Origin of the sequence: Xanthobacter pseudotagetidis, assembly GCF_043194795.2 — a bacterium.
Taxonomy (GTDB): Bacteria; Pseudomonadota; Alphaproteobacteria; order Rhizobiales; family Xanthobacteraceae; genus Xanthobacter; species Xanthobacter tagetidis_A.
In genome coordinates, this window is sequence record NZ_CM195534.1 from 1509818 (window position 1) to 1529798 (window position 19981).

Annotated in this window: 18 protein-coding genes; 13 read left to right on the forward strand and 5 right to left on the reverse strand. The window is 70.2% G+C overall.

Annotation, left to right across the window (positions count from 1 at the left end; translation table 11 throughout):
- Positions 1-246: 246 nt before the first annotated feature.
- Positions 247-1272, forward strand: coding sequence for a tripartite tricarboxylate transporter substrate binding protein (locus V5F67_RS06895; protein WP_394019820.1), 1026 nt, complete (start codon positions 247-249; stop codon positions 1270-1272).
- 73 nt (positions 1273-1345) lie between these two features.
- Positions 1346-3070, forward strand: a complete 1725-nt coding sequence (locus V5F67_RS06900; RefSeq protein ID WP_394019818.1) for a thiamine pyrophosphate-binding protein — start codon at positions 1346-1348, stop codon at positions 3068-3070.
- 29 nt (positions 3071-3099) lie between these two features.
- On the opposite strand, the gene V5F67_RS06905 is transcribed toward V5F67_RS06900, so the two are convergent.
- The gene (locus V5F67_RS06905; RefSeq protein WP_394019816.1) at positions 3100-3783 is read right to left on the reverse strand and encodes a GntR family transcriptional regulator; all 684 of its coding nucleotides are present in this window, start codon (positions 3781-3783) and stop codon (positions 3100-3102) included.
- Between the two features lie 275 nt (positions 3784-4058).
- Here V5F67_RS06905 and V5F67_RS06910 point away from each other — a divergent pair, with 275 nt between their 5' ends.
- The 5 genes from V5F67_RS06910 (at position 4059) to V5F67_RS06930 (ending at position 9109) form a co-directional block, all read left to right on the forward strand.
- Positions 4059-4397: a YdhR family protein gene (locus tag V5F67_RS06910; RefSeq protein WP_394019814.1), complete on the forward strand. Its 339-nt coding sequence runs from the start codon at positions 4059-4061 to the stop codon at positions 4395-4397.
- A gap of 65 nt (positions 4398-4462) precedes the next feature.
- A complete protein-coding gene (locus V5F67_RS06915) occupies positions 4463-5566 on the forward strand; it encodes a TRAP transporter substrate-binding protein (protein ID WP_394019812.1) in 1104 nt (367 codons plus the stop codon).
- Positions 5559-6134 carry a TRAP transporter small permease subunit gene (locus tag V5F67_RS06920; protein ID WP_394019810.1) on the forward strand — a complete coding sequence of 192 codons (576 nt, stop codon included), beginning with the start codon at positions 5559-5561 and terminating at the stop codon, positions 6132-6134. Before V5F67_RS06915 ends, V5F67_RS06920 begins: the two co-directional genes overlap by 8 nt.
- On the forward strand, positions 6131-7708 hold the full coding sequence (locus V5F67_RS06925) for a TRAP transporter large permease (RefSeq protein WP_394019808.1): 1578 nt from the start codon (positions 6131-6133) through the stop codon (positions 7706-7708). The genes V5F67_RS06920 and V5F67_RS06925 overlap by 4 nt, the downstream gene beginning before the upstream one ends.
- 96 nt (positions 7709-7804) lie before the next feature.
- Positions 7805-9109, forward strand: a complete 1305-nt coding sequence (locus V5F67_RS06930) for a winged helix-turn-helix transcriptional regulator (protein ID WP_394019806.1) — start codon at positions 7805-7807, stop codon at positions 9107-9109.
- 77 nt (positions 9110-9186) lie between these two features.
- Here V5F67_RS06930 and V5F67_RS06935 read toward each other — a convergent pair whose 3' ends face one another.
- Positions 9187-10425, reverse strand: a complete 1239-nt coding sequence (locus tag V5F67_RS06935; protein ID WP_394019804.1) for an ABC transporter substrate-binding protein — start codon at positions 10423-10425, stop codon at positions 9187-9189.
- A gap of 423 nt (positions 10426-10848) precedes the next feature.
- On the opposite strand from V5F67_RS06935, the gene V5F67_RS06940 reads away from it, so the two are divergent.
- From V5F67_RS06940 to V5F67_RS06955, 4 genes are read left to right on the forward strand one after another with little or no spacing between them, the layout of a single operon-like run.
- Positions 10849-11622, forward strand: coding sequence for an enoyl-CoA hydratase-related protein (locus V5F67_RS06940; protein WP_394019802.1), 774 nt, complete (start codon positions 10849-10851; stop codon positions 11620-11622).
- Between the two features lie 21 nt (positions 11623-11643).
- On the forward strand, positions 11644-12405 hold the full coding sequence (locus tag V5F67_RS06945; RefSeq protein WP_394019800.1) for an N-acyl homoserine lactonase family protein: 762 nt from the start codon (positions 11644-11646) through the stop codon (positions 12403-12405).
- 52 nt (positions 12406-12457) lie between these two features.
- Entirely contained in the window at positions 12458-13210 is a 753-nt protein-coding gene (locus tag V5F67_RS06950; RefSeq protein WP_394019798.1) for an SDR family NAD(P)-dependent oxidoreductase, read from the forward strand.
- 44 nt (positions 13211-13254) lie between these two features.
- On the forward strand, positions 13255-14796 hold the full coding sequence (locus V5F67_RS06955; protein ID WP_394019796.1) for a class I adenylate-forming enzyme family protein: 1542 nt from the start codon (positions 13255-13257) through the stop codon (positions 14794-14796).
- A gap of 123 nt (positions 14797-14919) precedes the next feature.
- Here V5F67_RS06955 and V5F67_RS06960 read toward each other — a convergent pair whose 3' ends face one another.
- Both V5F67_RS06960 and V5F67_RS06965 read right to left on the reverse strand, forming a co-directional pair.
- The gene (locus V5F67_RS06960) at positions 14920-16053 is read right to left on the reverse strand and encodes a CmpA/NrtA family ABC transporter substrate-binding protein (RefSeq protein ID WP_394019794.1); all 1134 of its coding nucleotides are present in this window, start codon (positions 16051-16053) and stop codon (positions 14920-14922) included.
- The gene (locus tag V5F67_RS06965; protein WP_394019792.1) at positions 16050-16640 is read right to left on the reverse strand and encodes an ANTAR domain-containing response regulator; all 591 of its coding nucleotides are present in this window, start codon (positions 16638-16640) and stop codon (positions 16050-16052) included. Before V5F67_RS06965 ends, V5F67_RS06960 begins: the two co-directional genes overlap by 4 nt.
- A gap of 394 nt (positions 16641-17034) precedes the next feature.
- On the opposite strand from V5F67_RS06965, the gene V5F67_RS06970 reads away from it, so the two are divergent.
- Entirely contained in the window at positions 17035-18633 is a 1599-nt protein-coding gene (locus V5F67_RS06970; RefSeq protein WP_394019790.1) for a hypothetical protein, read from the forward strand.
- A gap of 4 nt (positions 18634-18637) precedes the next feature.
- Positions 18638-19567, forward strand: coding sequence for a hypothetical protein (locus tag V5F67_RS06975; RefSeq protein WP_394019788.1), 930 nt, complete (start codon positions 18638-18640; stop codon positions 19565-19567).
- A gap of 101 nt (positions 19568-19668) precedes the next feature.
- Here V5F67_RS06975 and V5F67_RS06980 read toward each other — a convergent pair whose 3' ends face one another.
- Positions 19669-19947 (reverse strand): hypothetical protein, encoded by a 279-nt coding sequence (locus V5F67_RS06980; RefSeq protein ID WP_394019786.1) that lies wholly within the window; start codon positions 19945-19947, stop codon positions 19669-19671.
- Positions 19948-19981: the final 34 nt, after the last annotated feature.

The following is a 19981-nucleotide window of genomic DNA, read 5'->3' on the forward strand; positions in this document are numbered from 1 at the left end:
CCACGCTGCGGCGCCGCCGCGCCCCTGTGACACTGCCGTCTCGCCGCGCGCCATTGACAGCATGGCTGTCCGCTTACTATCGTCTCATAAAATAAAACATAGTCTCAATAAAAGAGACCAATAGCAGAAGGCAACCCCGACCGGGGCGGCTGCGCCTTCGTCGGCCACCGCCTTCGGCGAAACACCCGCGGCGAATGCGGCCAGAATGGCGCGCGGCCGCAGCAACGACACCACAGGGAGGACCAGATGGAACCAGAGAACACATGCCGCGCGGGCCTTCCGTCCGCCATCCGCCGGCGCGCCGCCCGCGGCCTTGCGGGCCTTGCATTCGCGGGCCTCGCTCTGGCTGCGGCGCAGCCTGCCGCCGCGCAGGCCTATCCCGACCGCCCGGTCCGGGTGGTGGTGCCGTTCGCGGCCGGCGGCGCCACGGACATCTTCGCGCGCCTCATCGCTGAGCGGCTGACCAAGGCCACGGGCCAGCCCTTCATCGTCGAGAACAAGCCGGGAGCTGGGGGCAATACCGGTTCGGATGCGGTCGCCCGCTCGGCCCCGGACGGCTACACCCTGGTGCTCGGCACCGTCAGCAGCCACGCCATCAATCCGAGCCTCTACGCCAAGCCGCCCTACGACGTGGAGAAGGACTTCGAACCGGTCGCCATGGTGGCCACCATCCCCAACGTGCTGGTGGTGAACCCGAACAACGTGAAGGCCACCACGGTGGCCGACTTCATCGCCGAGGCGAAGGCCGCCAAGCGGCCGCTGCTGATGGCATCGTCCGGCAGCGGCAGCTCGATCCACCTCTCCGGCGAGGTGTTCAAGCAGGCCACGGCCACCAACCTGGAGCACGTGCCCTACAAGGGCTCCGGCCCGGCGGTGATCGACCTCGTGGGCGGGCAGGTGGACCTCATGTTCGACAATCTGCCGTCCGCCATCGGCCAGGTGAAGGCCGGCAAGCTGCGCGCCATCGCCGTCACCTCGGCGGAGCCTTCGCCGGCGCTGCCCGGCGTGCCGACGGTCGCCGCAACCGTGCCCGGCTTCGAGGCGGTCGCCTGGCTGGCGCTGTTCGCGCCCGCCGGCACGCCGAAGGCCATCGTCGACAAGCTCAACGCCGAGGTGCGCGCCGCCTATGACGCGCCCGAGGTGCGTCGGCGCTACGTCGAATCCGGCGCCGCCATGCCCCAGATGACCCCCGAGCAGCTCGCCGCCTTCGTGAAGGCGGAGGGCGTCAAGTGGGCGGCCGCCGTGAAGGCCTCCGGCGCGCGGGTCGACTGACGCGCCGCGTTCGAGCGCAGGTTTCGCCGCCCGGCGCGTCCGGGCGGCGCCCCAGCATTCCTTGGAGCAGACGATGAGCAACGAAACGACCGGCGGCGAGGCCATCGCCCGGATGATCCAGGCGTTCGAGGGCGGGCCCATGTTCGGCATGGGCGGCTTCCAGCTGCTGCCCTTCTACGACGCCGCGCGCCGCCTCGGCCTGCCGCACCACCTGATCAACGACGAGCGCGCCGGCGTGTTCGCCGCCGACGCCTATGCCAAGGCCTCGGGCCGTGTCGGCCTCGTGGACGCGACGCTGGGCCCGGGGGCCACCAACCTCGTGACCGGCCTCGTGGAGGCGCTCAACGCCGGCACCCCCATGGTGGCGCTGGTGGGGGATTCCCACCGCGACCATTCCTGGAAGAACATGACCCAGGAGTGCCGCCAGATCGACATCCTGCGTCCGGCCTGCAAGGAGCTGATCCGCATCGAGGCGATCCAGCGCATCCCCGAGCTGATGCGCCGCGCCTTCATGGTGGCCACCACGGGTCGGCCCGGCCCGGTGGTGGTGGACGTTCCCGAGGACGTCGCCCATGCCACCTTCGCCTTTCCGGAAGACGCCTTCCGCGCCGATCCCGCGTTCCAGGAGGCGCCCGCCCTGCGCTGCCGGCCGGACGCCCGCTCGCTCGCCCGCGCGGCGCAGATGATCGCCGAGGCGCGGCGCCCGATCCTGCTCGCCGGCGGCGGCGTGCATCTGTCCGGCGCGGCGGACGCGCTCACGGCGCTGGCGCTGGCGCTCAACATGCCGGTGGCCCACACGCTGACCGGCAAGGGGGCCATCGCCTGCACCGATCCGCTCTCGGCGGGCCTGTTCGGCCGCTACGACCGGATCGCCAACGGCCTGATCGCCGAGGCGGACCTCATTCTCGTCGTCGGCTGCAAGCTCGGCGAGATCGCCACCAAGCGCTACACGGTTCCGGGCGGCGGAGCGCCCGTCATCCATCTCGATCTGGTGGCGGAGGAATTCGGCCGCACCCTGGTGCCGGAGCTGCCCCTTTGGGGCGACGCGCTGCTCGGCCTCCAGGATCTCGCGGCGGCGCTCGCCGACCGCGCGGCCGAGATCCGCCAGCGCCAGGCCGGCCATGCCGCCGAGGTGGCCGCGCGCATGGCCGCATGGCGTACGGAGGTGTCCGCCCGACTCCAGTCCGACGAGACACCGGTCTCCATGGCGCGCCTCATGACCGAGATCAACCGCGCCCTGCCGGAGGACGGATTCCTGATCGCCGATGGCGGCTTTGCCGCCCATTGGGGCGGGCTGTTGTTCGACACCAAGCGGCCGGGCCGTGCCTTCGTGCCGGATCGCGGCTTCGCCTCCATCGGCTACGGCCTGCCCGGGGCCATGGGCGTGGCGCTCGCCGCGCCCGGCCGCGCCGTCATCGGCCTCACCGGCGACGGCGGCTTCAACATGATGCTGGGCGAGCTGGAGACCGCGCGGCGCATGGGTCTGACCTTCACGGTGATGGTCGTCAACAACGCCGCCTCGGGCTATGTGAAGGCGCTGCAGCACCTAGTCTACGGCACCGGCAGCTACCACGCGAGCGACCTCGCCGAGACCGACTATGCGAAGGTTTCTCAGGCCATGGGCGTAACCGGCATCCGGGTCGAGGCGCCCGGCGCGCTGGCGGGCGCGCTGAAGACCGCGCTCGCGACGCGGGGGCCGAGCGTGATCGACGTCATGGTCACTCGCGATCCGGCGAAGATGCTTCCCGGCGTCGACAACCGCGCCGTCACCATCAAGAAGGGCGACCGCGTCGCCTGAAGCGGGGGCGCCGGCCGCCTTTGGACCGTTCAGCGTTCGTCCTGCGCCTTGCTCGCGTCGGCGGCGCTGAGCGGGCGGCCGCGCGGGTTCTCCCGCGGGGCGGCCTTGCCGGCGAAGACGTCGGCCAGCAGCACGCCGGTCTGGCGGATATGCTGGTCGAGCAGCGCGGTAGCCGCCTGCACGTTGCGCACCGCGCAGGCGGAGAGGATGGCGCGGTGCTCGCGCTCGGCCTGGTCGCGATAGTTCGCATTGGTGAGGAGCACCCGCACATAGGCGTCGGTCGGGTTCGAGACCTGGCGGATGAGCGCGGCCAGCCGGTGGCGCTTGGCGGGGGCCGAGATCGCCGCGTGGAAGGCGAAGTTGAGCTCGGTCCAGCGGCCGAGCTCCTCGGCCGCTTCCGCTTCCGCGACGATCCGGGTGGCGATGGCGATGTCCTCGTCGCTCATGTGCGGGATCGCGAGGCGCAGCATGTGGCATTCCAGCACCGCGCGCATGTCGAGCAGCTCCTCGGCGTCCTGGGCGCCCAGCGCGGCGACGGTGAAGCCGCGGTTGGGTTCAAGGTGCACCAGGCCCTCGGCCACGAGGTGCAGCAGCGCCTCGCGCACCGGGATCTTGCTCACATTGTGCGCCGAGGCGAGGTCGTCCTGGCGCAGCGGCGCGCCGGGCAGGATCAGGCCGTCCAGGATGTCCTTGCGGATCGCGTCCAGGATCACCGCCTGACGCGCCTGTTTTTTGGGCGCCTTGCTTATCCTGGCTGCATTGGCGGACACCCGATTTCCTCCTGGCCTCATTCGCTAATCGTATAATATCACAGAGTGCCGATGGCTGCCCTGATTTTCAGTGGCACATGATATCATTGATAAATATATATCTTCTAGACGCTCGGGCGCGAGCGAAAAGGCTGCACCCAAAAATATTATACGATTTGGCACGTTCCCTGCAAAACCCATCAGGCCGGCCCGAGCCGCCGCGCCAAGAGGTTCTTTGCATGATCACCGCCATCGTCCGCTACCAGCTTCCGGCCTCCATCACCCGGGCCGACTGCATCGCCCACTTCCACAAGATCGCCCCCGGCTTCGGCGAGGTGCAGGGTCTGCTGCGCAAGCACTTCATCTGGAACGAGACCGGCAGCGCCGGCGGCATCTATCTCTGGGAAAGCATCGCCGACGCCAAGGCCTTCTACCAGGGCCCGTGGCTCGACGGCATCGTCGCCCGCTACGGCATGTATCCCGAGATCGAGTACTTCGAGACCTTCGCCATCACCGAGGTGAAGACCGGCGAGGTCCACTACATCGAGCCGCTCCCCGCCAAGGCGTCCGCCGCCTGACGCGCCGAAGCCGCGCCTCTTCCGACGCCGCCTTTCCCTTCGCCCGTCTCTTCAGGAGCATTCCCATGTCGAAGACCATCGACCGCCGCAAGATCATGGCCGGCCTTGCCGCCGGCGCCGCCGGCGCCGCCGCCTTCCCCGCTCCGGCCATCTCGCAGGGGCGCATCGAGTGGCGCATGGTCACTGCCTGGCCGAAGAACCTGCCCGGCCTCGGCACCGGCGCCGAGCGCCTCGCCCAGCGCATCACCAAGATGTCCGAGGGCAAGCTTGCGGTGAAGGTGTTCGCCGCCGGCGAGCTGGTGCCGGGGCTCCAGACCTTCGAGGCGGTGCAGAACGGGACGGCGGAGATCGGCCACGACACGCCGGGCTTCCACCTCGGCAAGAACCGCGCCTTCGGCTACTTCTTCGGCGTGCCGTTCGGCATGGCCTATGTGGAGCATGTGGCGTGGCTCTACCACGGCGGCGGCCAGCAGCTGTGGGACGAGCTGTCGGCCCAGTACGGCCTGAAGTCGTTCGCCATCGGCAACATCGACACGCCGCCGTTCGGCTGGTTCAAGAAGCCGGTCAACTCGGTTGCCGACCTCAAGGGCCTGAAGATGCGCATGCCGGGCCTCGGGGCGGAGATGATCCGCCGGGTCGGCATGGTGCCGACCATCCTCGCGCCGGGCGACATCTTCGCCGCGCTCCAGTCCGGCGCCCTCGATGCCACCGACTTCACCGGTCCCGCCAACGACATGGCACTCGGCTTCCAGCAGGTGTGCAAATATTACTACTGGCCCGGCGTCCAGAAGCCGGGCGCGGTCCAGCAGGTGATCATCTCCAAGGCCAAGTATGACGCGCTCTCGCCCACCTTGCAGGAGGTGGTGACGGTGGCGTGCCAGGCCGGCAACCAGGACATGCTTGCCGAGTACAACTGGATCAACGCCCAGGCGCTGAAGGCGCTTACGGAGAAGCATGGGGTGGAGGCGCGCAAGCTGCCGGACGACGTGCTCATCGCCCTCGGCACCGCCGCCGGCGAGGTGCTGAAGGAGGAGCGCGGCAAGCTCGATCCGCTCGGCCAGAAGATCTGGGACGCCTATTTCTCCGCCCGCCGCACCATGATCAACCTGACGGACTATTCCGACCGCGCGCTCGGCAATGCCCGCGGCCTCGGCTTTCCTTATGTCTGAGGGCGACGGCTCGGATGCGGGAACGGTGCTGGAGGCCATCGCCTCCCGCATCGACCGCTTCACGGACGGGGTGGGCCGCGTCGTGGCGTGGCTCACCTTCGCCACCGTGGTGGTGTGCTTCGCCACCGTCTATCTGCGCTACGTGTTCCACATCGGCGAGATCTGGCTCCAGGAGCTCTATGCCTGGACCCACGTGGCCGCCATCACCATGGGCGCGGGCTACGTGCTCATGAAGGGCGGGTTCGTGCGGGTGGACCTGCTCTATGCCCGCTTCAGCCCGCGCGGCAAGGCGCTGGTGGAGCTGTTCGGCACGCTGTTCCTCATGGCGCCGTTCCTGGCCATGATGGCGGTCTCCGGCTGGTCCTTCTTCCACACCTCCTACGTCATGAACGAGGCCTCCCAGTGGGAGAACGGCCTTCGGGCCCTGTGGCTGCTCAAGGGCACGCTGCTGCTCTTCGTCCTCACCGTCGGCCTCCAGGGCATCGCCGTCATTGCCCGCGCGCTCGCGGTCCTCCTCTGCCACCAGCCCGCGCCCGCCCCCGTGCCCGCGCTCTCGGATGCGCCATGATCACGCCTCTGCTCGCCGGCGAAGCCCTCAGCGTCTTCATGTTCCTGGCCGTGGTGGCGGTGCTCGCGCTCGGCTATCCGGTGGTCTTCTCCCTGGCGGGGGTGGGCTTCGGCTTCGGCCTCATCGGCCATTTCGCCGGCGCCTTCGACCTCAGCTACTTCAACGCCCTGCCGCTGCGCTACTGGGGCATCCTCAACAACGACGTGCTGATCGCGGTGCCGCTCTTCATCCTCATGGGGGTGATGCTGGAGCGGTCCGGCATCGCCGAGGATCTCCTGAAGACGCTCGGCGAGGTGTTCGGGCGCATGCGCGGCGGGCTCGGCCTCTCGGTGATCCTCGTCGGATCGCTGCTCGCCGCCTCCACCGGCATCGTCGGCGCCACCGTCACCACCATGGCGCTGATCTCGCTGCCGGCCATGCTGCGCGTCGGCTACGACAAGCGCCTCGCCTCGGGGCTGATCTGCGCCACCGGCTCGCTGGCGCAGATCATCCCGCCGTCCACGGTGTTGGTGTTCCTCGCCGTCATCATGCAGGCCGCCAACAGCCAGGTGCAGCTCGCCAAGGGCAATTTCGTGCCACAGACCCTGTCGGTGGGGGACCTGTTCGCGGCCGCCTTCATTCCCGGCCTCGTCCTCTCCGGCCTCTATGCGCTTTGGGTGATCGCCCACATGATCTTCCGGCCGGCGTCGTGCCCCGCCATGGTCACGCACCGCTCGCCCGGCCTCGGGCGCCGTGTGGTGGTGGCGCTGGCGCCGAGCCTGCTGCTGATCATCGCCGTGCTCGGCTCCATCATCGCCGGCGTCGCCACCCCGACCGAGGCGGCGTCCGTCGGCGCCATGGGGGCGGTGCTGCTCACCGTGGTGCGCATCGTCGGCGACGCGCTGGCGCCTCGCTTCGGCGCGCAGATCGAGCGCGCCCTGTTCTGGTGGTGGATGGCGATGATCCTCGGCCTCATGGCGCTGGCGGCGCTCGCCGGCGCGGCCGGCGTGCTCACCGGCTCGCTGGTGGCTCTGGTCGCGGCCTCCGCCTTCGCGCTCTCGCGGCCCGACACCCGCGCGCGCCTTGTGGAGGTGATGACGCAGGTCTCGCGCCAGTCGCTGAATCTGACCGTGATGGTGTTCGTGATCTTCCTCGGCGCGACGGTGTTCTCGCTGGTGTTCACGCGCCTCGGCGGCGAGGAGGTGGTGGGCGAGTTCCTGCGCGCCATGCCGGGCGGCGCGAACGGGGCGGTCCTCGTGGTGATGGCGATCGTGTTCGTGCTCGGCATGTTCCTGGATACGTTCGAGATCCTGTTCATCGTCGTGCCGATCGCCGCGCCCGTCCTCCTGCACATGGACGTGGACCCGGTGTGGCTCTCCATCATGCTGGCGGTGAACCTGCAGACCAGCTACCTCACCCCGCCGTTCGGATTCTCGCTGTTCTTCCTGCGCGGGGTGGCGCCGCCGGAGCTGAAGACCTCCGACATCTACCGCGGCATCATCCCGTTCGTGGGCCTGCAGATCGTCTGCCTGGGTCTGCTGTGGGCGTTCCCGCAGCTGGCGCTGTGGCTGCCGGGGGTGATCTACGCCCATTGAATGGGAAGACGGACGGGACAATCTTCGCTCGACAGTGCGGCCCGTGGAGGGTTCATTGTATAAATGAACCGAATTCGCCATTGGGCCAGGAACTGAATGTCCACGCAGAAGCGCGCGCGCCTGACCCGCGACTCCGCGGACGCCGCCCTGGCGCAGGTGTCGTCGCAGGCGGGCGCCGGGAAGGAAGGGACGAAACGGGGCATCGCCAAGACAGGCATGGCCAAGACAGGCATGACCAAGACAGGCATGGCCAAGACGGGCGCGGCCAAGACGGGCGCGGCCAAGACTGGTGTCACCAAGACTGGTGTCGCCAAGACAAGCGCGGCCAAGTCCCGCGCGGCCAAGTCCGGTGTCGTCAAGACTGGTGTCGCCAAGAGCGCCGGAGCCAAGAAGCGCGACCCCAAGGTCCGCGGCGCGCTCCAGGCGTTCGAGCGCAACTGCTCGGTCGGCCGCACCCTGTCGATCCTTTCCGACGCCTGGAGCTTCCTCGTCATCCGCGAGGCGTTCTTCGGCGCGCGGCGCTTCGAGGAGTTCCGCGCCGCCCTCGGCCTGCCGCGCGCGACCCTCGCCGAGCGGCTGAAGCGCCTGACCCAGCGCGGCATCTTCCGGCAGGTGCACTATTCCGCGACGTCGAGCCGGGTGGAGTACCATCTCACCCGCTGCGGCATGGACCTCTATCCGAGCTTCGTCGCCATGATCGTGTTCGGCGACCGCTGGCTGTCGGGACCGGACGGGCCGCCGCTGCGGCTCGTCCATGCCACCTGCGGGCATGAATGCCGGCCTTATGTGGCCTGCTCGCACTGCCTGGAGGAGGTGAGCGCCACCCGCGTGCGCTACCGCGACGGGCCCGGCGCTGGACGGACGCCCGTCAGCATGGAGAAGCGATCGCGGCGCACCGCCGAATCGGCGAGCTTCTCGCGCGGGCGGCCGAGCTCGGTGTCGCGGACGCTGGAGATCGTCGGCGACCGCTGGAGCTTCCTCATCCTGCGCGAGGCGTTCTTCGGCGTGCGCCGGTTCGATGCGCTGCAGACCGAGCTGCGGATCGCCCCCAACATCCTCACCGAGCGCCTCTCCCGCCTCGTCGCCCGCGGCATGTTCGAGCGCCGCAAGTACCAGGACCAGCCGGAGCGGTTCGAGTATCGCCTGACCGAGATGGGCAAGGACATCTACGGCGCCTTCATCGCCATGCAGGCATGGGGCGATCGCTGGCTCTCGGGCGGCGAGCGGCCGCTGATCCTGACCCATCTCGACTGCGGCCACGACTTCTCCGCCGTGGTGATCTGCGACCAGTGCCGCCAGCCGGTGGAGGCGCACGCGATGCGCTATCGCCTCGGCTACGACCCGGCCCCCTTCGGTGCCAACCGCGAGCGCATTGAAGACGCGGCGCCGGGTGAGGATTGAAGCGCCTCAAAAAAAGGGCCCGCCGGGAGGCGGGCCTTGCGCTCGGGAGGAGCAGTTAAAGGAATGGATGCCGAGCTTCAGCTCTTCACGAGCGGGCACTTGCTCTCCGACAGGGGCCGGAACGCCTGGTCGCCCGGGATCACCTGGACCAGCTTGTAATAGTCCCACGGATATTTCGATTCGGACGGCTTCTTGACCTGGTAGACATACATGTCATGGACGAAGCGCCCGTCGGGACGGATGACGCCGTTCTTGGCGAAGAAGTCGCTGACCTTGATCTCGCGCATCTTCGCCATCACCGCCTGGGCCTCGTCGGTGCCGGCGGCCTGGACGGCCTTGAGGTAGTGCATGGTGGAAGAGTAGTCGCCGGCGTCGCCCATGTGGGGCTTCCGGCCCATCTTGGCCTCGAACTTCTTGGAGAAGGCGCGGGTCTCCTCGTCCCGGTCCCAGTAGAAGGCGTTGGTGAGCACGAGGCCCTGGGCGGTGTCGAGGCCCATGGAGTGCACGTCGGTGATCCACACCAGCAGGCCGGCCAGGGTCTGCTTGCCCGAATTGGTGAGGCCGAAATCGTGCGCCGCCTTCACCGCGTTGATGAACACCGTGCCAGAGCCGGCGACGGCCACCGCGTCCGCCCCCGAGCCCTGGGCCTGGAGCATGAACGAGCCGTGGTCCAGCGTGTTGATGGGATAGCGCACGGAGCCCGCCACCTGGCCGCCGCCCGCCTTCACCACCGCCGCCGTGTCCGCTTCCAGCGCATGGCCGAAGGCGTAGTCCGCGGTGAGGAAGAACCAGCGCTTCTTGCCCTCCTTGATGAGGGCGTTGCCGGTGCCCACCGCCAGCGCATAGGTGTCGTAGGCGTAGTGGATGGAATTGGGCGTGCAGGCGTCGTTGGTCAGGCGCGAGGAGCCCGAGCCGTTGACGATGGCGATGCCGTTCTTCTCCTTCGCCACGTTGGCGACGCCGATGGCGACGGCGGAATTGATGAGGTTGGCGATCATGTCGACATTGTCGACGTCGAACCATTCCTTGGCCTTGGCGACCGCCACCTCGGTCTTGTTCTGGTGGTCGGCGACGATCACCTCGATCGGCTTGCCGAGCACCTTGCCGCCGAAATCCTCCACCGCCATCTTCACGGCCGTGACCGAGCCTTCGCCGGCCTCGTGCGAGAACTGGCCGGACATGTCGGTCAGCACGCCGATCTTCACCACGTCCTTGGAGATGCCGGCCGGCGACTGCGCCAGCGCTGCGAAGGGCAGCGCGAGCGTGGCGCAGGCGAGAAGCGCCCTGGTGAGGGCTGAACTGGCGAGCCTTGGCATCTCTTCCTCCGGACTGTTTATCGGACGCGCGTCTGCCTTGCGCCGAAGGGCGGGAGCCTTCGGCGGGCGGCGTGTCGCCCCATTGCTTTCGTAGATGAACTTAACGCTCTCAATCTCGACGAATTGTCCTCGCTTCGAGGGCGAGGGGCCGTGAAAGCCCTTGGAATTGCGGGAAATATCCCGCACATCCCCAGGCAGCGCCATTGACAACACCATTTTTAGTCTATTAATGCAAGCCATGATTTGAGCCGTGCTCGCGGGTGCTCCGCCGTGGGCCGGCGCGAGGAAGCGCGCATCCCGGAAACTCGGGGTGGGACGAAAAAATGCGGCCCGCGCGCCGGCGCGCCCGCTTGCCAGGCGGGGCCGGAGTGCATTCTCCTCCGGTCGTCGCCTCCGGCGGCGCCGAAGCCCAGGAGGGAACTTGTGTCGGACATCGAAGTCGCCGTCGCCGATCACGTCGCCATCGTCACGCTGAACCGGCCGCAGCTGCGCAATCCCATGACGCTCGCCATGTGGCAGGACGTGGCGCGCATCTTCGACGCGCTCGGGGCCGATCCCGAGGTGCGGGCCGTCATCCTCACCGGGGCCGGCGGCAACTTCTCGGTGGGCGCCGACATCTCGGAGTTCGGCACCGTGCGCCACACGGTGGAGCAGTCGGTCGCCTACGAGGTGGCGGTGGACACCTCCTCCGACGCCATCCAGGCCGCCGGCAAGCCCACCATCGCCGTGGTGGAGGGCTATTGCCTCGGCGGCGGCTGCCACCTCACCATGTCGTGCGACTTCCGCTTCGCCGGGCCCTCGGCCGTGTTCGGCATCCCGGCGGCGCGGCTCTCCATCATCTACGGGGTGCGCAGCACCCAGCGCCTGCTTTCGCTGGTGGGCCTCACCGAGGCCAAGCGCATCCTCTACACCGCCGACCGGATCGACGCCGAGCGCGCGGTGCGCATCGGCTTCGCGCAGGAGCTCGCGGTCGACCCCATGGCCGCCGCGATGGAATTCGCCGGACGGATCGCGCAGAACGCGCCGCTCTCGGTCTCGGGTGCGAAGTACATCCTCGACGGCCTCGCCATGGGCGAGGGCGCGCTCGATGTGGCCGAGGCGCAGCGCCTGATCGACGAAGCCTCCAGCAGCCACGACTACCAGGAGGGCCGCAAGGCCTTCGCCGAGAAGCGCCCGCCGCGCTTCGAGGGCCGCTGAGCGTCGCCGGGGAGAAGCGCCATGAAGATGCATGTCCTGTCCGGCGGCCGGCTGCGCATGAAGAAGCACGTCTACGAGCCCAGCGCCGATCGCGGCGAGATGATCGAGCTGCCGGTCTCCTGCTTCCTGCTGCGCCACCCGCAGGGCAACGTGATGTTCGACACCGGCTGCCATCCCTCGGTGGCGAGCGATGCCGAGGCGCGCTGGGGCGGCGTCGCCCGCGCCATGACGCCGATCATGGGGGCGGAGGACAACGCGGTCTCGCAGCTGAAGTGCGTCGGCCTCGCGCCGGAAGACATCGACGTGGTGGTGTGCTCCCACTTCCACCCCGACCATTGCGGCTGCAACGGCCTGTTCCGCAAGGCGACGGTGGTGGTGAGCGCCCTGGAGCTCGCCGCCGCCAAGGCCGAGAACGCGGTCGCGTCCGGCTACCTTCCCGTGGAGTGGGACCAGGCCAATCCCCTGCACCTCGTCGAGGGCGAGCGGGACCTGTTCGGCGACGGCCGCATCACCCTCCTGCCGCTGCCGGGCCATACGCCGGGGCTGACCGGCGCGCTGGTGACGCTGGAGCGCGACGGCGCCTTCCTGCTCGCCTCCGACGCGGTGAGCCTGCGCTCCGCGCTCGACCGCGACGTGGTGCCGAAGAACACCTGGGACGTCGACGCCCACGTGAAGACCATCGCCGAGATCAGGAAGATCGAGGCTTCGGGCGCCACCGTCCTGTGCGGCCACGACGATGCCCAGTGGCAGAGCCTGCGCAAGGGCGCGGACCCCTACGAATGACACCCGGCCGCCCGGCGGCCGACGCAGCAAACGAGAACGAGGCGAGACGAAGATGGACCTGAACCTGAAGGGCAAAGTGGCGCTGGTCACCGGCGGCGGGCGCGATGTGGGCCGCGAGATCTGCCTCGCGCTGGCGGCTGAGGGCGCCGCCGTGGCGGTCAACTACCGCAAGTCCGCCGAGGAGGCGCAGGCGGTGGTGGACGAGATCCGCGCCAAGGGCGGCGAGGCCAAGGCCTACAAGGCGGACGTGGCCGACTTCGCCGCCGTGAAGGCGATGGTGGACGCCATCGTCGCCGAGCTGGGCGGGCTCAACATCGTCGTCAACAATGCCGGCCTCGCCATCCGCCAGAAGTTCACCGACACCACCGAGAAGGAGTGGAAGGCGCAGATCGATACCTGCCTCTACGGCGCCATCCACCTCGCCCACGCTGCCGCCCCGCATCTGGAGAAGGGCGGCGACGGCCGCCTCATCGCGGTCGTGGGCGACTCGTCGCGCGTCGGCGAATCCGGCCTCTCCATCGTCGCGGCGGCGCGCGCGGGCGTGATCGCGCTCATGAAGTCGCTGGCGCGCGAGATGGGCCGCTCGGGCGTCACCGCCAACACCATCTCGCTCGGCCTGATCGAGACCGCCCACGACCGCTCCTGGGTCGAGGCGAACCGCGACAAGCTGACCAAGTTCTACCCGCTGCGCCGCCTCGGCCAGCCGGAGGACATCGCCCCGACGGTGGCGCTTTTGGCCTCGCCCAAGGGCTCGTGGATCACCGGTCAGGTGATCAGCATCTCCGGCGGGTTCTCGATGCTCTGAGGCCGGCCGCGCGGCGAACGTCGGCGAACATTCGGGGAGGTTGCATGCTCAAGGCGGAACTCATCGCTCCCATTCCGGAGCTTCTGCAGCGCCATGCCGCCGCGCGCGGCGGCAAGGTGGCGTTCCGCGACGCCGCCCGGGAGGTCACCTACGGCGATCTCGACCGGCGCACCGCGAACCTCGCCGGCCACCTCGCCGCGATCGGCGTGGGGGAGGGCGACCGGGTCGCCATCTACCTTGCCAATTCGGTGGCGTGGGTCGAGGCGCTCGTCGCCATCGTGCGGGCCGGCGGCGTCGCCGTGCCCATCAGCGCCGAGGCCGCGCCCGGAGAGGTCTCCTACCGGCTGTCGGACGCCGCCTGCCGCATCGTCGTCACCTCGGCGGCGAAGGCCGAGCTGATCGAGAGCCTGAAGGGCGAGGCGCCCGGCATCTGCGCCGTCATTCTCGCCGACGCGCCGGCCGACGCTCCGCGCAGCTTCGAGGCGCTGGCGACGACCGCGCCGCCCGCCCCGCCGCGCGATCCGTCCGACATCGATGCGGCGTCCTTCATCATCTATACGTCCGGCACCACCGGGCGGGCGAAGGGCGTGCTGCTCACCTGCCGCTCCATGCTGTGGGTGACGGCCTCCGCCTGGGCGTCGGTGATGGGCCTGAGCGAGGAGGACTACGTCCTCTCGCCGCTGCCGCTGTTCCATTCCTACGCGCTGAACCTGTCGGTGCTCTCCATCCTCGCCACCGGGGCGAGCGAGTACATCATGGAGAAGTACTCCACCCGCGAGGCGCTGCGGCTCTTGGATACGGGCGCGTTCACCGTGTTCCCCGGCGTGCCCACCATGTTCCACTATCTCATGGAGGCGGGGCTCGCCGAAGGCCGCACCGACCTTTCTGGCCTGCACGTGTGCATGTCGGCGGGCGCCATCATGCCGGCGACGCTGAACTCCACCTTCGAGGCCGCCTTCAAGGTGCCGCTGCTGGACGGCTACGGCATCACCGAGACCTCCACCATGGTGACCATGAACGCCGCCGACAGCGCCCGCGTCATGGGCTCGTGCGGCCTGCCGCTGCCGGGCGTGGCGCTGCGCATCGTCGATCCGTCGAGCCTCAGGGACCTCGATGCCGGCGAAGAGGGCGAGCTGATCGTGCGCGGCCCGAACGTCATGCTCGGCTATCACAACAAGCCGGAGGAGACGGAGAAGGCGCTGCGCAACGGCTGGTATCACACCGGCGACCTCGCCAGGGCGGACCGCAACGGCTTCGTCACCATCACCGGGCGCCTCAAGGAGCTGATCATCCGCGGCGGGCAGAACATCGCCCCGGCGGAGATCGAGGAGGCGGTGCTGACCTTCGCCGAGGTGCTGGACTGCGCGGTGGCGGGCGTCGCCCATCCCCAGCTCGGCGAGGTGCCGGCGCTCTACGTGGTGCCGCGCGGCGGCGCCTTCGACGTGGAGGCGCTGCTGGAGCACTGCCGCCAGCGCCTGTCCTCCTACAAGGTGCCCCACGTGGTGCACCAGGTGAGCGAGATTCCGCGCACCGGCTCGGGCAAGATCATCCGCTTCCGCCTGAAGGAGATGGTGGGGACGCAGTGAGGGGCGCGCGCTCCGGCTGCGTTCTTGCGGCCTGGGCTCCGGCTTTCTCTCGCGCCGCCGCCGTCCTGTCGCTCTGTCGCCTCCGGCTTCGACCGGGAGGCCGGCCGGCGGCCGCGCCCGTCCTCAGCCCTTGCGGGCGAGGAAGGCCTCCTGGTCGAACACGTCGCCGAACTGGGTCGCGACGCAGTCCGGCTGCGGCTTGAACACCGGCACCGGGCCGACTGCGGCGTCGAAGATGTCGGGCCGGTAGACGCCCATGGCCTCGCGCGCGGCGTCAGGCGAGAACTCGCCCTGGCCGGCCTCGACGATCTGGGAATAGATCCACAGCGCGTGGTCGATGGAGGGCCGGTTGGCGCCGTCGCGGTTCAGCACCAGATAGTCCGGGTGCGAACGCCGCGCCCCGCCGGGGGCCGAATGCAGGCGTCCGTCCAGCGTCCGGCGCAGCACGTCGGCGGGCAGGTTCAGGTGGCGCGGCTCGCCGAGCAGCCGGGCGAGATCCTCGTGGTTGGCCGGGTCCTCGCACCAGAAGGCGGCGGCATGCAGCGCGCGCACCAGGCGGTGCAGCACCTCGGGCTCGGCATTGGCGAAACGGGCGTGCACACCCAGCACCTTCTCCGGCACCCAGCCGAAGATCTCCGCCCCCAGCACGGCGATGCGGCCCACATCCGCGTCCACCGCCACCGAGTTCCAGGGCGAGCCGACCGAGAAGGAGTGGATCAGCCCGCCGCGCAGGCTCTCCACCATGAAGGGCGGGGGCACCACGACGAGCCGCACGTCGCGATCGGGGTCGACCCCGCCGCCCTTCAGGAAGTGGCGGATCAGGTAGGTGTGGGTCGAGAAGGCGTAGACCGCGGCGAAGGTGAGCGGGTCGCGCCCCTCGGCGCGGCGCTGGCGCACCACCTTGCCGAGCGCGCGGGCGGCGCCGGGGGCGCTCGCGAGGTCCTCGCCCACCTCGCCCATGGCGGCATAGACGTGCTTGTCGATGGTGATGGCGCTGCCGTTGAGGTTGAGCGCGAACGGCACCACCAGCGGCACCCGCACGTGCCCGAGGCCCAGCGAGGAGGCGATGGCCAGCGGGCCAAGCATGTGGGCGCCGTCCAGCAGGCCGATATTCACCTTGTCGCGGATGTTGGCCCAGGACACCTCCCGGTGCAGGTCGATCTCGATGCCCTCCGCCATGGCGAAGCCGCGTTCGGCGGCGGCGATCAGCACCGCGGCGTCGGTGAGGGGGATGAAGCCGATGGCGAGCCGTCTCATCGCAGGAGCTCCGACGCGGTGATGATGGACTGGGCGATGTCGGCGATGCGCTTCTTCTCGTTCATCGCCGTGCGGCGCAAAAGGCCATAGGCCTCCTCCTCGCCGATGCCCTTGAGCTTCATCAGGATCATCTTGGCGCGGTCCACCAGCTTGCGCTCCTCCAGCTGGGTCTTGGCCTCCTCCAGCTCCGCCTTGAGGCGGGCGAAGGCGCGGAAGCGCGATATGGTGGTCTCCAGGATCGGCTTGACCCGGTCCTTGCGGAGCCCATCCACCACGTAGGAGGCGACGCCCGCCTCGATCGCCGCCTCGATGGTGCTGCGGTCCGACTGGTCCACGAACATGGCCACGGGGCGCTTCACTTCGCGGCTCACCTGGAACATCTGCTCGATGGTGTCGCGGGAAGGGTCTTCCAGGTCGATGAGGATCACGTCCGGGTCGATGGCGTAGATGCGCTCCAGGAGGTTGTGCCGCCCCTCGATGCGCAGCACGTTCTCGAACCCCGCCTCGCGCAGGCCTTCCTCCAGGATGGCCGCGCGCACGGGGCTCTCGTCGACGATCACGATGCGCAAGGTGAGGTCGCTGGCCATGACTGTCCCAAGCTCTGGCCCCACCCTTAAGGCAAGGATCGCACCAACCGGAAGGTCCGCCGCCAAGGAACGCCCCTGCGGCGGGCCGGCGCGTCTCCCCACTCCTCGCGCGCGCGGTCGGTCGCGGTCAAGCCGTTTCTCTGGCCGCGCCGCCACGCCTGCCCTCGCTCCTTGCGGGAGAGGGCCGGGCTGAGGGGCGCGGCGCGGGAGGCTGGGGCGCCGCGCACCCTCAATCGTCCCGCGGCCGCGCCGAGATCCACCTTTTCCGGTCGGGAAGCCGGCGGGCGATTTCCCGCGCAGGCTCTTTCAATTTGTCCGGATCGCGCTTTAGAACGGCGGCGGCCCGCTTTCGGCGGGCCGGGCCCGGGGAAAGCGGCGGCGCGGAGGCGGTCAGGTGCAGGAAGACGGTCGTCCCAGCCTCGGAGGTGCCTCGCTGCGGGTGCTGACCTTCCTCATCCTCACGGCGCTGGCCGCCACCATCGTGGTGGTGCAGCAGCGCGGCTCCGGCGCCTATGTGGCGGAATTCTCGGCCACCCGCGCCGACGAGGCCACCCATGTGCTGGGCGGGATGATGGTGGCGGACTGGATCGCCGCCGGGCTGCCCGCGCCGGGCCGCTTCTTCTCCGATTACACCCTGCGCCTGCCGGTGCCCGGCGTTCCCGCCGGGCTGCCGCTCCATCCTCTGGCACAAGGGTTGTGGATCGCCGCGCTTGGCCCCGGCACGCCAGCCCTGCTCCTGCTGCCGGCCTTCCTCGCCGCCCTCCTGGTGGTCAGCGCGGGGTGGGTCGCGGCGCGGGCGGCTGGGCCGCTGCCAGGAGTGGCAGTCGGGGCGGTGCTCATGGCCGCCGTGCCGGTGCGGGAGGCCGCGATCACGGTGGGGGTCGACCTGCCGCTCGCGCTGGCGTCGCTTTCGGCCGCGCTCGCCGTGGCCGGCTTCATGCGCGGCGGCCGGGGACTGTTCATGGCGCTGTTCGCGCTCGCCGCCGCTGCCGCGCTCCTGACCGCGCCCGGGGGCGCGGCCCTGGTCGGCCTGCCGTTCCTCGCCCTGGCGCTCGGCGGGTGCCCGGCGCTTGTCCTGCGCCGCGCCTTCTGGCTGGGGCTGCTGCTGATGGCGCTCCTCGCCGGTCCTTGGCTGATGGCCTTCCGGGTGCTGCCGGAGCTCGCGGCCGCTCCGACGCTCGCTTCGGCGCAGGCGAACCTTGCGGCCGGCGCGGCTGCGCTGCGATCCGGTCTCGGGGATGTCTTCGTCGTCCTTCCGCCGATCGGCGCCGTCGCCGCGGTGGTGCACGCATGGCGCGGCCGCGCCGCGGCGCGGCCGGTGGCGGCGGTGGCCGCGCTCGCCGTGTGCGTCCTCGTGCTGTTCGCTCTCTCGGACGTGCCGCCGGAGCCCGGCCGCCTGCTGGTGCTGGCGGCGCCGGCCGCGATCCTCTCGGCCTATGGCGCCATCAGCCTGCTGCGCCTGATATCCAGCGGCTGGGACACGGTGTTCGGCCTCGCCGTGGCGCTGGTGCTGCTGCTCGCCGCCATGCCGGCTCTGCTGGAGCCGGTGCACAAGGGGGCGGTCGGCATGGACCAGGTGGCCGAGGCCGTGGTGGCGAAGAACGTCGCTCATCCGGTGGTGCTGGTGGCGGCGGACGGGCAGGGCGAGGCGGCGCTGATCGCCGCCATGGCCCAGCGCGACCGTGCCCGGAGCGCCTTCGTCGTGCCGCTGGCGCGGCGTGCGGCCGGCGCCGCACCGGATGCGGTGATGGCGGAGGTCGGCGCGCTCGGGGCGTCGTTCCTGGTGATCGAGGCGGCGCCCGGCGCGCGCACGCTGCCGGCGGTCCAGGCGGCGGAGGCGGCGATCGCCGCCCATCCCGACCGCTTCAGGCTGCTCGGCAGCTACCCGCGCGCCGACGGCGGGGGCGAGGCGCGCCTTTATGGCATCCCCGGCGCCGCCGTGCCCGATGCGGCGACCCTCAGGCAGCGCCTGCGCGCCGGGGCGGGAGGCTGAGCTCATGCGCGCGCTCGCCGACTACACGGTCCGTGAATGGCTGGCGGGGGCGCCGCTGGCCCAGCGCCTGCGGCGGACGCGCAACGTGGTGGTGGACCGCATCTATCGCCGTCGCGCGGCCGTGGGACAGGAGGCGCTGGTGGCGCGGCTGAAGGGCCACGACGCGCTCGCCTTCACCATCGCCTTCAACCAGCCGGGCGCGGTGGCGCTGCTCGCCGACGCCATGGCGCGCTTCGTGCCCGCCGCGGAACTGGTGGTGTGCGACAATTCCTCCGATCCGGCTGCGCGCGCCGCCATCGCCCGCCTGTGCGGGGAGAGGCGGCTGGCCTATTGCCCGCTGCCGCCCGCCCCCTATCGCGGGGCACGCAACGGCTCGCGCTCCCACGCGGTGGCGCTCAACTGGGTGTTCCGCAATCTGGTGCGCCCGGCGGCCCCCGGAGTGTTCGCGATGCTGGACCACGATCTCGTGCCGCTGGCGCCGACGGACCTTTCGGCGCTGGTGCGCGGCCAGCCGTGCTACGGCCATGTGCGCCGCTCCGACCGACCGGCCTGCGGCGCCTGGTATCTGTGGCCCGGCTTCACCGTGTTCGACTTCGCGGCGGTGGGCGCGCTTGCGCTCGACTTCGGCACCGACACGCCGCTCGGCCTCGACACCGGCGGGCAGAACTGGGCTGTGCTCTACCGCCGTCTCGATCTCGCCGGGCTGAGGCGCGCAAAGGTGCGCAGCGTTTACTTGGCCGATGTCCATCCGGGGGCGGGAGCGACCGGTGAGCGTCGCGCCAGCATGCTGCTGGACGGCTGGTTCCATATCGGCGGGGCAGGGCATCGGGAAGGCGGCCTCAGTGCCCTGGAGCGGACGCGGGCGGCGTTTGATGCCGACCCGGACGGCCTCTTCGCCCGCCTCGTCGCAACCGCCGCCCCACCGCCGGCCTGATCTTCCCTGCCGTCGCCCTCCGGCCGGACCGGAGGGCCCATGGCATCGCGGATGAATGCTCCCGCCCGCGAGCGCTGCCGGGGCAGCCATGAGCAGGGCGGTCAGCGCCCGCCGCCGCCGTGCTCGGCGGCATATTCGATGCCGGCCTGGGTCTGCTCGATGGCCTGCTGCACCAGCTCCATGGCGCGCACGCGGTGGCCGTCCTTGTTGGAGGTCGCCTCGCGCAGCGAGCCGAGGGCGTCGTAGAGCGCCGAGAGCGCGCGCTCCATGTTGCCCTGATAGGCCTCGGCCTCCGAGGCGCCCAGGGTCAGGCTCGCGGCGCCGGCGGTGGCGGCGAGCATGGCGAGCTGGCGGCGGCTGAGCGTGGCGTTCTCGGTCATCGGTTTGTTCTCCTGCTGACTACGGCCAGACAAG